Genomic DNA, 12,514 nt, shown 5'->3' with positions numbered 1-12,514 from the left:
TTTTTACCTAGCGCCGCGTGTAAGCGGAGCCGGTGCCGACGAAACGCTCGAACCGCGCCTGCCCCTGCTCATGAGTGGCAAGCGCACGTTCCTGTTCCAGAGCATCCGCACGGCTTGAAGCGGCCAAGAGGGTCTGCAGCTGCATGCTCTGTTTGGCCGCAAGTGCGGTTAGCTGGTTGCCGGCTTGCACAGCTTGCAAATTACCGATGGCGCTTTGGCTCGAAGCGACCAATTGATCAAGCAGCACCGCATCATCACGCACCTGCCCCACGACTTCGGCCTGGACTTCCAAAGAATGCTTGAAGCCCTCGCGCGCCAGTTTCCAGGCGTCTTCGGCATCCTGCAAAATCTCTGACGTCGTGGTCGCTGCATCATATTGATCGGGGAATAGCCTCTGGAATTCCTCATCGATTGAGCTGATGTCGTAGGCAATGCCTTCGGCCTCGCGCATCAGACTATCTACCCGGCTCAGCGAGGATTGCAGATTGGAGGCGACAGACATTGGCAGATTGGCAAGGTTTTTGGCCTGATTGATCAGCATCTGCGCTTCGTTGGCGAGCTGCTGTACCTGATTGTTGATCTGCTCCAGTGATCGGGCCGCCGTCAGAATGTTTTCGGCGTGATTGAGCGGGTCATAGACCGTGTCGCCAAACCCGAAGAGCGCCTGCGCCGGTTGGATCGGTAACAATGCAAGTAGTGTCGCGACGGACATAGCGGTGATGGTTTTTTTCATAGTTGGTCTCCTTGATCTGTTGGTTTTTGCGTTTGCGAGGTGATGAGATCAGCGGCCCAATCCATGCCCTTGGCGCGCAACCAGGAGTCCGCGAACTCCTCTTCGCCATGGGCGGCGATCAGTTCATCCATCAAGGCGTGATCTTGTTTGGTGGAAGCGCCAGTAAAGGCGAGCGCGACGGGGCCAAGACCGAGCTCGAACAAGCGATTGCCTTGCCGTGACTGATAGTAATAGTCGCGCTTGGGCACCGCCCGAGAGATGATTTCGATCTGCCGGTCATTGAGACCAAAGGCCTCGTAGATGACTTTGGATTGCGGTTCGACCGCGCGATCATTGGGCAAGAAGATGCGACTTGGGCAGCTTTCGATGATCGCCGGGGCAATCGAACTGCCCGCGATGTCGGACAGGCCTTGCGTGGCAAAGATCACAGAGACGTTTTGCTTGCGCAGAGTCTTCAGCCATTCGCGGATGCGGGCGGCAAAGGCGGGATTGTCAAGAAACAGCCATGCCTCATCGAGGATCAACAGGGCCGGACTGCCATCGAACTTTTCCTCGAGCCGGTGGAAGAGATAGGTCAGGGCCGGCAGCACCGCGCCGGTCTCATGCATGAGCTCTTCCATCTCAAAACACTGGATGGCACCGAGCTTGAGCCGATCCTCATCGGCATCAAGCAAACGACCATAGGGGCCTTCGAGGGTATAGGGCTGCAGGGCTTGGCGAAGGTCATTACGTTGCAAGAGTGTTGTAAGACCGGTGAGAGTGCGTTCCGGTTGTGGGGCTGCTGCGAGGTTGGAAAGCGCCGACCAGATCGCGTCCTTAATATCCGGCATGATCGGCACACCTTCATGCACCAAAAGCCCGATAATCCATTCGAGGGCAAAACTGCGTTTGGAAACCAGATCGATATTGGCGAGGGGCTGAAATGCCAATGCGCCTTCTGACCCCAGATCGAAGTAGTTGCCGCCCATGCCCAGAACAGCAGCGCGGGCCGACCCACCTTTGTCAAAAATCGTGACTTGCGCATTGCGATAGCGACGGAACTGCAGGGCGATCAGCGACAACAGCACCGACTTGCCTGCACCGGTTGGGCCCACAACCAAAGTGTGCCCCACATCACCGATATGCGTGACCAGCCGGAACGGTGTGGTGCCATTGGTGCGGACCGAGATCAGCGGCGGACCATCAAGGTGTTTATTGCGCGCCGGCCCCGCCCAGATGGCGGAAAGCGGCATCAAATGCGCGAGGTTCAGCGTGCTGATTGGTGCCTGCCGGACATTGGCGTAGACATGCCCTGGCAATGAGGACAACCAGGCTTCAACGGCATTGGCACCCTCTTCGATGGTTGCAAACCCGCGTCCGTCGACGATCCGCTGCACGGCGCGAACCTTTTCACAAACGGTGTCCGGATCCCGGTCCCACATCGTGAAGGTCGTCGTCACGTATCCATAAGAAACCAGATCAGCGCCAAGTTCCTGTAAGGCGGCATCCGCATCGGCGGCCTTGTTATCGGCATCGCTATCGACCAATGCCGATTGCTCATTGGTCATCACCTCCTTGATGATGGCGGTGATGGATTTGCGTTTGGCGAACCATTGTCGCCGGTAACGACGAACGACCTTTTCCGCTTCCGCCTTGTCCATGGCGATGAAGCGGGTCATCCAGCGATAGTCAAAACCGAGATGGTTCAGCTCATCGAGAAGTCCCGGCGTCGTCGTGCCGGGAAAGCCGAGAATAGTTAGGGTGCGCAGATGCGCATCACCGAGCATTGGCTCAAAACCACCAGTGAACGGTGTATCCACCAGGATGGCATCGAGATAGGCAGGGACTTCCGGCACCATGATCGGATGCCGTTTGCTCGAGATACAGGTGTGCAGATAGGTCAGTGTCGCCTGATCATTGAGCGGCGCGAATTCCGGCATGAGTTGGCCGAGCAGATCGAAGGCCTGATCGGTTTGCTGATTAAAGGTGCGCAGATGATCGTGATAATCGCGGTCGGTGGTTTCACCCGTCCGCTCCATCATGAACTCAGAGGCACGGCCAACATTTTCGACCGGCGGCAGAAAGGTCAACGTTAGGACATAACCGCTTTCAAATAACGTCCCTGCCCCTTCGAACGCAGCCCGCCGCTCTTCCTCGACCAATTGCAAAACCGGGTCCGGGAACTCGGATTGCGGATAATCTCGCGCTGGATGGCGTTCAGCCTCGAAGAACAAAGCCCAACCGGACCCAAAGCGCCGCAACACATTATTGATGCGGGCGCAAGTCGCGACCAGTTCGCCTTGGGTGGCGCTTTCCAGATCAGGCCCCCGAAACCGCGCCGAGCGTTGGAAACTGCCATCTTTGTTGAGCACGACGCCGGGCGCGACCAAACAGGCCCAGGGCAGATAGTCAGCCAACAATGCCGGTCGGTTCCGGTATTCGCGCAGGTTCAGCATGTAAGAAACCCTTTATGTCTGACGTGACGGACCAGAACGATTGCAAAGGCCGGGTCCTTGCGGGCGGCGAAGACAGCGATGCCGTGGCCAATCACCCAGACCAGCAATCCGACGATCCAGAGCTGCAGGCCGAGGCCCAAGGCAGCGGCCAATGTGCCGTTGATGATCGCGACATTGCGCGGCGCGCCACCCATCAGGATCGGCTCTGTCAGAGATCGATGTAGGGGGACTTCAAAACCGGCAACGCCCATCAAACCAAAGCCCCGCCGCCGAAGGAAAAGAACGACAGGAAAAAACTGGTGGCGGCGAAGGCAATCGACAGTCCAAAGACGATCTGGATCAGTCGCCGGAAACCGCCTGAGCTTTCCCCAAAGGCTAAGGAAAGGCCGGTGATAACAATGATGATCACCGCAACAATGCGCGCGACTGGTCCTTCAATGGATTCCAAGATCGAAGCGAGTGGAGCTTCCCAGGGCATGCCCGATCCAGCAGCATAAGCCGCATCCGGCAATGCCAACACCACGCTAGTGGTCAACAACAGGCAAACTGCAGACCGGTGAATAGAGGGAAATGACAAATTGGTTTTGGATGAACGCATAAAAATCTCCTGTCAGGCAGTTGGATTGGATGGGTCGGGAACAAGTGAAATCAGCCGGTAATCGCCGTCCTGGGTCAGACCTTCGAGCGCGGCGACGGTTTCGATGCGACGGCTGGCGCCGCGCCCGTTGATGAACACCACCACGTCCACGGCTTCGGCAATCAGACGACGCGGCACCGAGACGACGGCTTCCTGAATGAGCTGTTCAAGTCGATAGAGGCCCGCATGAGCAGAATTGGCATGCAGCGTCGTGATGCCGCCCGGATGACCCGTGTTCCAGGCCTTGAGCATGTCGAGAGCCTCGGCACCCCTCACCTCGCCAATGACAATCCTGTCGGGACGTAAGCGTAGGGTTGAGCGCACCAGATCAGCCAGCGACGCGACCCCTGGCTTGGTCCGGACATTAACACTGTCCTCTGCAGCGCATTGCAGCTCACGTGTGTCCTCGATCAGGATCACGCGGTCACCACTGGCGGCGACTTCATCAAGTAGCGCGTTGACCAGAGTGGTCTTGCCCGAACTTGTCCCGCCCACTACGACGATGTTCTTTCGCTCGGCAACCGCGTCGGCCAAGGCCTTGGCCTGGAGCGGTGTCATGATCTGGGCTTGGACATAGTCCGTCAGCCGATAGAGCTTTTGCGCCGGTTTTCGGATGGCAAAACAGGGTGACGCCACTACCGGCGGCAACAGACCTTCAAACCTCTCACCGGTTTCGGGTAATTCTGCCGACACGACAGGCCGCTCGGCATAGCATTCCTGCCCCACGTGGCTTGCAGCCAGCCGGATGATCCGCTCAACCTGCGCCGGTTCAAGCGTGCTGCCGGTGTCGCTGCGGCCCTCGCCATGGCGATCAACCCAAAGCCTGCCATCGGGATTGGCCATCACTTCAATCACCAGTGGATCGGCAAGCGCCTCAGCGATTTCCGGCCCCATGGCTGTGCGCAACATGGTGCGTTGGCGATCACGGGTTGTGGGGTTGAACCGATCACGCATCATCCCCTCCCCGATCTTCTGATTGAGACTTGGCTGATCCGTTCTCACGCACCGCTTTCAGCGCCTCGATCTCGGCTTCGGTGAAGAAGTCGCTTTCCGTCGTGCTAATCTCTTCGAGCACATCGCGGATCATGTTCTTGCCACCCGCCAGGCGACGCCCGAGCTGGCTGATAAAGTATTCAAACCGCTCCTTGCCAAGCGCCCGCGCCGCATCCTGATCGGCATTGGGCAAAGGCGGCGTGACGGTGAGAAAGAACCGGATGAACAAGGCCAATGTCTCGGTTGTCACAGAGAGGTTGCGCTCCAACCGGTCATATTGCCTTGTCATCCGATCCAAACGGCGAATGAGTGCCCCATCGCGCTGATCGTCGAATTCCTTGGAGAAGAACCCGAGCAACGCCGCCTCGACTACGGCGGCTTTGGTCACACCGGGCCGCTTGGCAGCGATCTCGACCTTATCGAATAGCTCGTCGGTGACATGCACATTGAGGCGGGGTTTCATCTGCGGGCTCCTCTAAAACTTTGGCAAAAGGTCATCATCAACTTGGCCACCGATGCCGGTGTTCATGGCGTGGGCGCGATTGACGCTGTTGGTGGTGCGGGCAAGCCGCTCCATGCGTTTGGATTCATTTGGGTCAAACTCATCGTCCAGCAGCCCGGCGTCCGGTGCCTGATCGGGTTCGGAACTGAAGGTCGCTTCCTCGGGCAGTGCCGGATGGCGCTTGAGACCGCCCTCATCTTCGTCCGCACCTGAGACGATTTCCGACCATGGGCGTACGAGAGCAGAACTGGTGGTCCGAGTTTGATCACCCCAGTCATCCGGTCTTTGTCGTGGGCGATCCCCGTAGGGACCGCCCACGTTCAAACCGGGCGGGGAGCTGACCCGGCCTGAAAAGTTTGAATCCTCGAAATACCTAAGTTTCTTGGCTTTGATCGGCGGCTGGCCGGAAATCATCACGATCTCTTTGTCGCTGGGCAGCTGCATCACCTCGCCCGGCGTCAGCAATGGCCGCGCGGTCTCCTGACGTGAGACCATGACGTGGGCCAACCAGGGTGCCAGCCGATGACCGGCATAATTGCGCTGGGCGCGCAGTTCCGTCGCTGTGCCAAGAGAATCCGAGATACGTTTGGCCGTGCGTTCGTCATTGGTGGCAAAAGCAATCCGCACATGACAATTGTCGAGGATGGAATTGTTCTCGCCATAGGCCTTTGAAATCTGGTTGAGCGATTGCGCGATCAAAAAGCTGCGCACGCCATACCCGGCCATAAATGCTAGGGAACTTTCGAAGAAATCCAAGCGCCCTAATGCAGGGAACTCGTCCAGCATCATCAGCAATTGATGGCGATTGGATTTGCCCGCCTCACCTTCCAACTTTTCGGTCAGGCGACGACCGATCTGATTGAGGATCAAACGCACCAGTGGCTTTGTCCGGGAAATGTCCGAAGGCGGAATGACCAGATAGAGGGAGACGGGCCGCTCGGCATCGACCAGGTCAGCAATCCGCCATTCGCAGGCACTCGTCGTCTCGGCAATTGTCGGATCGCGGTAGAGGCCCAGGAACGACATTGCCGTCGATAACACCCCGGAGCGTTCATTCTCGGACTTGTTGAGAAGCTCGCGCGCAGCTTGCGCTACAACGGGATGCACTTGTGGGACGTCATCTGTTCCCAGATGGTTGGTACTCATCATCACCCGGAGCGTGCGCTCGAATGATCTGGACGGGTCGGATAGGAGCGATGCTACTCTGGTGAGGGTTTTTTCCTTCTCGGCATAAAGGACATGCAGGATCACACCGACCAGCAAGGAATGGCTGGTCTTTTCCCAATGATTGCGTCGTTCCAGCGCGCCTTCAGGATCGACCAGAATATCGGCAATGTTTTGCACATCGCGGACTTCGAACCGGCCTTTGCGCACTTCCAGCAGCGGATTGTATTTGGCGCTCGCCGGATCGGTCGGGTTGAACAGCAGGCAATGCGAGAACTTTGACCGCCAGCCCGAGGTCAGCTGCCAGTTTTCACCTTTTATGTCGTGGATCACCGCCGAATGCGGCCAACTCAGCAATGTCGGAATAACCAGCCCGACGCCCTTGCCCGAACGTGTTGGCGCAAAGCACATCACATGTTCAGGGCCGTCATGACGGAGATATTGGGATTTTAGGCGACCGAGGAATACGCCGTCGGGATCGAACAGGCCCGATTTGGTGATTTCTGATTTGGTGGCCCAGCGCGATGAACCATATGTGGTGACTAAGCGGTTCTGACGGGCGCGCCAGAGGGAACCGGCTATGGCAACGACCATTCCAAACACACCACCCAGTGCGGCAATGACACCAGCCTTTTTGAAAATGGTCGGCGCATACGCTTCATAGGCATACCACCATTCGAACAGACGCCAAGGTGAGTAAACGGGGTAACCTGCAACCTCAAACCAGGCCGGACCAAGCCCCGCCTGAAACGCCAACTGCTGTGCAGCCCATTGCGTCGCGCCCCACACCGCGCCGATCACGATGGAGAACACAATAAAGATCTGGCCAATAAGAAGTTTTGTAGGGGTCATCAATCTGCTGCCGCTTGAGAACCCGAAGGCTCAGTAAAGTTGGCAGAAGATCGCGTCAGATCGCGTTTTTATTCAATGGGATAGGGTCCAACGTAGTCCAATGGATCAAAGGCAGGGAAGTTAGGGGAACTGAGGTCTATTAACTTAAAGGCAAATTGTCATCGTTGTGGTGGGCACCGCACAAAATGCGCACGCCGCGGATGACGCCAGTCCATTGGGACTGTTCGCCAAAGTGCGTTGATTCACATTTCATCACACCGCGCCGGCGTTCCGGCAATACTATTTTCCGATCAGATGCGTTCTTGTTCCGCTTGGAAATACAGTTTGTTATTCCGTGCCCATTGGCGTTTCATATCCGATGATGCAGAATACTTCAGCGTCAAACATGAGGGGGCTATTTTGGGCATATTAGATGAGGACGAGATAACGACGTTGTCGATAAATAGGATGATCCTACACGTTGTTGGCGATCCAGATTCAGATTTTAATGAACAACCCGAGTTCGAACAAGTGGAACATGATGAGTTCTTCTTGGCGCGGCTTCAGGATGTGGACGTCGCGCCTGTTCATGAGTTCGCCGAATTCTCCGAGACTAAGCGGCTTATCGAGAGCATCGCGAAAGGCGACACCCCGTTTGAAAAGGGCGCGCAGCGAATTTCTCGCCTGTTCGCCAAGCAACACCGGGGCAACAGCAGCGACGGTGCCTTCTTCATATTCGAGCTCATCAGCGATAAAAGGGAGGACCGAGTCTATGCCTTGGCAAAATACGACTACAGTCAAGCCATCGAAAGGTTCGACAAAGACGGCAAGAGTGGGCTGCGTCAAATCGTTCAAGCATTCATCGCTGATCGCAAGGCTATACAGAAGTCTTGCTTTGTCCGAGTTGTGGATGGTGTCGCGAGATCGGCGGTATCTGCCCGCGACAGAACTAAGCAGGCACCAGACCTGACGGACTACTTCGCTGGGTTTCTCGACGTGTCGCGCACCCGCTCTAATAACGAGCTATCCAAGGCGCTCGACGCAGTTGTGCTTAGGGTCCTAAAGGACTGCAAAGACGTATTGCCCAAGAAAGACGTCAGGTCCGCATACAAGGTGGCACGTGAGGCGCTCCGGCAGCGTGATAGCATTGACAATGAAGCTGCTGTCGAGGCAGTTCTTCTCTCGGCCGACAGTCCAGAGGACGAAGGCATCAGGACCCGACTCGAAAAAACGGTGAGACGCGTGCTAAGGACAAGCAAACTGGACGGCGTGACCTTCAAACCGGATCGAACCGTATTTACCGCCCCCAAGCGTCAGAAGGTACAAACCGCTGAGGGCGTCAATCTGGACTACCCCGGCTCACTCGAAAACAATGGCGTAAGCCGACAGGCGATGCCCGGCGGCGGCACGCGTTTCATCATCGAAACCGCCAAGGACCTAGTCGTCGATGTCCCTATCATTGAAAAAGTTCGGGCGTAGGCTCGACACACTGAGCGCGGAGAATAGAGTTCTCTTAAACGAGGGCGTCGACTCTATTGTACTGTCAGAGCTGTCAGCTGCGGACGCGACCGAAGTAGCAGAACTTATAGCCGATGCTGGCCTAACTTGGAACGGCGAGAATGCAGCTGACGGGTCTGTCGCCAGCGGCGAGGAATTCGACTCGGCTCTTGAGCCTTACCGGTTCACTGTAGATAAGCCGGCGATGGAACAGGTCGCCGTTCTGTTCACATTAGTCGGGCTTGGGCAGTGGCTTGAGAGGGACCTACCATCAATAGGTTGGAAGCACATACAAACCAAGCAGCCGTTCAATACATTGGCAAGACGCTTCCTCACTTGGGACGATAAATCTCAACCGAAGGCTCAGGAAATTCGGCGGCCCGAGCCGCGTAATCTTGTTCGGGAATCGGGCGACCCCAGCGTGCCCTCTAGGATCGATCCTTGGCTGTTGGATATACCTTTGTCGCTTATGCCATTGGGTGATCCCGTTTTCGACGAATGGGCGCGATATAGCATTCAGGTGGCGAGGCGCTGCCTTGCCAGTGAGATTTTAGCAGATGGCACAATCGTCTACGCTGGCCCGCCAAAAATGAAAGTTGACGGTAAAGTCGATCTTCAAGTGTCCAAAGATTTGCTTTTTCAATTTCAACGCGCGCTGCGATGGGTGTATGAGACTGAGCACCAGTCCGAGATCCGCCACAGCCTATTGGGAGCGGAGCTGTCGCGGCACTCCTTGGCCGGGGACATCACCGCAGCTACGCTGGAGTCGTCTATTGAGGGTGCCAAGATTGCATACCGACTATCGCTGTCTGATCTTAGCAAAGATTCGCTCAAGGCGATCGCTGACGTTCGGAAGGCTGTGACCGAGGAGATAAATAAGACAGCCGACACAGCAAGACAGCTGACCACAGCAGTTGCCGGTGCGGTCTTTCTTGGACTTGGTGTCGTCGCAGCGAGAGTCACATCAAACGCCCCACCAGCAATATTAATAGCACTTTCGTTCGTGCTCGCAGCTTATATTGGAGCCATTATTTTCGCGAGCGCTCATTACATGCGCTTGCAGGAGGACCTGAGGTCCGACTGGAAGCAGCGGTACTTCAGCTTCCTCGGAGTCAAGGATTACGAGAAGCTGGTTACTGCCCCCCTAGCTGCGGCAAAGAAAGGGTTTGTAATAGTGTCCTACATTGCTGGCTTTATCTCCGCAGCCATGGTGATTGGTGTGATCATACTGGTGATGTTTGATGGCGGCCCACCCGCACAGAATATCGTACCGGCAGCTGGGACAGTTGCTCCAGCGGCAGCGTCGTCAAATTCTTCGGCGCCATCGTCATAGGCGACGAACTCACAAATGCGAAGGCTAGGGCGGACGAGACAAGGAAGATTCCGAAGAATTTTTTTGTGTCACGTTGCTCTGTACCTAAAGTCTATTCGCTTACAATGAAGAGTTCAAAAAGATTGCGCTGTTCAAACTAAATCAGCAACCTCTCAAGTCCCGCTGTCTGTGTCGCGAGCTTGGGGCCTTCATGCTACAATCTGACTCCGGCCAAAACCCCAATCGTTGATCTGTTCCGTATGCACATGATCCCGACCGATCCATCAACTGATACCAATCCCCTTCTTCTTCGAGAAATCAAACGACACCGATGGTCCCTTCACGATACCCGCAACAGTCTTGCCGAGCTGACGCTCAAGCACCGGACGCCATGGAACAAGCGTAAACTCCTTCGATTTCTCAATGATCGCAAACTTGCCGCTGGCGAGATGAACCGGTCGTTTGTAGATACCGCTGATGTGCTGGCCGTCATGCGCTTCGACGAATTCCAATTTCATTTCTGCGGCCAATCGCTCACCTGCCGACAAGAGTTCCCTCCGCTGCAACAGCATCAACAGATTGCGCTGATACCTCGTGGATTTGCCATCCCATTCGGCCAGCCCCTGCTCGACCAGATGATCCTGCCGTCGCAAAAGCGCGTCCTCGACCGTTTTCCCAAACCTGTTTCCACGTAAATCAATCACCTCACTCCCAACGAGCTGGCGATCCAGCCAAGTTGCGCCTTCTGCGGTGACCTGTTGGTCAAGGGAGAACGCTGATAACAAAACCAACTGCCCTGGGTATCGCGCTTGGTCTTGAACCAGTTTGGCGACCCGCGTTTGGTAATCATCCGGGATTTCCCAAGAACCATCTTCAAACCGGTGCACGATACTAACGCGCCGCAAAGCTTCGAGCCGCCGCACATGGGCCTGAACATATTCGGAAGATGCTTTTGGATCATGGGCTTGATGCAATACGGGCGAATAAATCCCACCGTTTCCAGCTGCAATTTCACTGATGGCGAGATCAGATGGCTTCACACCTTTCGATGCCGGATGTACTTCGACAATCGTCCCAACCGGCAGATCATCCATGTCTTGTTTCGGATCAAGGGCAACGTAATGCAATCGTCCGTCCGCACCATCGACCACAACATAGTGCCCATCTTTGAGTTCATCATGCAGTCCGCGATCAACGATCTGCCCCGTGACAATCTTGGCGTTTGCGTAGGCAGGATCGTAGATTGCAAGTTCTGATGCACCTGCATCGAGCCCGGCCTGTTTCAGGGCGCGATGCAGGGTCTTAATGATATCACCGCGTTCACTGGCACGCCTAAGCGTTGATTCAAGTTTTGGGGACAGGCGCCATTCACCGGGATGGGTTTCCTGGGCAAGTCCAAGGCGCTCGAGATAGTGCAAGCGCCGCATTCTAAAGGCCTGTTTAAACCTGTCAGCTGGCGTGACGGTTTTATCGGGCGCGACAAGACCGCCCTCACCCGCTTCGCGCACCAGCTCGCGGTCAAGATCGGTAAAACGTTCCTGATTGATCTGTCGCTGAAATTTTTGGATCAGCTCGTGCTCGGTCTGCGGCCCCAATTCCAGAGTGACGATCTCGCTTGCCCGTCGACGCATGCCCTGGGCGATATAGTCGCGCGCAATCACCAGATCCTTGCCTTGATCATCCTTGCCGCGCACAACAATGTGCGTATGTGGCTGGCCGGTGTTGAAATGATCGACCGCCACCCAATCTAGCTTGGTGCTGAGATCATGCTCCATAGTTTGCATGAGGTCACGAACAAAGGGTTTTAGATCGGCCAGCTCTGTCGCGCCCTCGGCAGAAAGAATGAACCGGAACTGATGCCGGTCGCCCTCGCTTCGTTCCAGTAAAGCCTTGCCATCTGCCTCATTGGAATTCGCATTATAGAGCTGACCCGGCTCGTTATTCTGCGCGACACCTTCGCGCTGCAGATATCGCATATGTGCCGACGCCGCACCGATGCCGCCGCCCTTGAGTTTGACGATCCGCGTCTTGATCACCACACGACGATAAGATGGTCCGAAACTGTGACCGACGCGACGGTGCTGCATGACCTGATTGCCGCGCCCTATCCGCGTGCCTGTAAATTGTTTCGAACCAACACCAATTACGAAGCCATTCTGACCCGCCGCTGATATTTGGTTTAGCACCCGATTGAGATAGGACTTGGTGCGCTTACCACCCGCTCTACGTATGCGACCGAGCTTTGGCGTGAACCGATCATCGGGGCTTTCAGCCACGGGTATTGACCGATTGGGGCTCACACCAAAAGCATGGGGTGGCCAATTCCGGTTTGCACCACATATTCCTGTTCACAATCAATCGCTTATACCCTTTCTCCTGCACATGGCACTTTGGCCCGTGTGCAACCTGT

10 protein-coding genes are annotated in these 12,514 nt (G+C 56.0%); 2 read left to right on the top strand and 8 right to left on the bottom strand.

All coding sequences use genetic code 11. The features are described from left to right. Positions 1-7: 7 nt before the first annotated feature. Genes trbJ through L1P08_RS14470 form a run of 7 tightly spaced genes read right to left on the bottom strand, consistent with a single transcriptional unit; the run spans position 8 to position 7,316 of the window. Complete coding sequence (trbJ, locus tag L1P08_RS14500; RefSeq protein WP_303617700.1) at positions 8-733, bottom strand: P-type conjugative transfer protein TrbJ; 726 nt, start codon at positions 731-733, stop codon at positions 8-10. After that, positions 730-3,168: a conjugal transfer protein TrbE gene (trbE, locus tag L1P08_RS14495; protein ID WP_303617699.1), complete on the bottom strand. Its 2,439-nt coding sequence runs from the start codon at positions 3,166-3,168 to the stop codon at positions 730-732. Before trbE ends, trbJ begins: the two co-directional genes overlap by 4 nt. Further along, positions 3,162-3,419: a VirB3 family type IV secretion system protein gene (locus tag L1P08_RS14490; protein ID WP_303617698.1), complete on the bottom strand. Its 258-nt coding sequence runs from the start codon at positions 3,417-3,419 to the stop codon at positions 3,162-3,164. Before L1P08_RS14490 ends, trbE begins: the two co-directional genes overlap by 7 nt. Next, positions 3,419-3,766 carry a TrbC/VirB2 family type IV secretion system protein gene (locus L1P08_RS14485; protein ID WP_303617697.1) on the bottom strand — a complete coding sequence of 116 codons (348 nt, stop codon included), beginning with the start codon at positions 3,764-3,766 and terminating at the stop codon, positions 3,419-3,421. The genes L1P08_RS14490 and L1P08_RS14485 overlap by 1 nt, the downstream gene beginning before the upstream one ends. 12 nt (positions 3,767-3,778) lie before the next feature. Beyond that, complete coding sequence (gene trbB / locus L1P08_RS14480; RefSeq protein WP_303617696.1) at positions 3,779-4,759, bottom strand: P-type conjugative transfer ATPase TrbB; 981 nt, start codon at positions 4,757-4,759, stop codon at positions 3,779-3,781. Next, complete coding sequence (locus L1P08_RS14475) at positions 4,752-5,261, bottom strand: CopG family transcriptional regulator (protein ID WP_303617695.1); 510 nt, start codon at positions 5,259-5,261, stop codon at positions 4,752-4,754. Before L1P08_RS14475 ends, trbB begins: the two co-directional genes overlap by 8 nt. Positions 5,262-5,273: 12 nt before the next feature. Beyond that, a complete protein-coding gene (locus L1P08_RS14470) occupies positions 5,274-7,316 on the bottom strand; it encodes a conjugal transfer protein TraG (protein WP_303617694.1) in 2,043 nt (680 codons plus the stop codon). Positions 7,317-7,640: 324 nt separating this feature from the next. On the opposite strand from L1P08_RS14470, the gene L1P08_RS14465 reads away from it, so the two are divergent. Both L1P08_RS14465 and L1P08_RS14460 read left to right on the top strand, forming a co-directional pair. Continuing rightward, positions 7,641-8,774, top strand: coding sequence for a nucleoid-associated protein (locus L1P08_RS14465; RefSeq protein WP_303617693.1), 1,134 nt, complete (start codon positions 7,641-7,643; stop codon positions 8,772-8,774). Further along, positions 8,743-10,125, top strand: coding sequence for a hypothetical protein (locus tag L1P08_RS14460; RefSeq protein WP_303617692.1), 1,383 nt, complete (start codon positions 8,743-8,745; stop codon positions 10,123-10,125). Before L1P08_RS14465 ends, L1P08_RS14460 begins: the two co-directional genes overlap by 32 nt. A gap of 263 nt (positions 10,126-10,388) precedes the next feature. Here the strand turns inward: L1P08_RS14460 and L1P08_RS14455 are convergent, their stop codons facing one another. Next, positions 10,389-12,380 (bottom strand): DUF3363 domain-containing protein, encoded by a 1,992-nt coding sequence (locus tag L1P08_RS14455; protein WP_303617691.1) that lies wholly within the window; start codon positions 12,378-12,380, stop codon positions 10,389-10,391. Positions 12,381-12,514 lie beyond the last annotated feature (134 nt).

It is taken from the genome of Mariluticola halotolerans (genome assembly GCF_021611515.1).
GTDB lineage: Bacteria > Pseudomonadota > Alphaproteobacteria > Rhizobiales > Devosiaceae > Mariluticola > Mariluticola halotolerans.
This window is presented reverse-complemented; position numbering and strand designations above follow the sequence as displayed.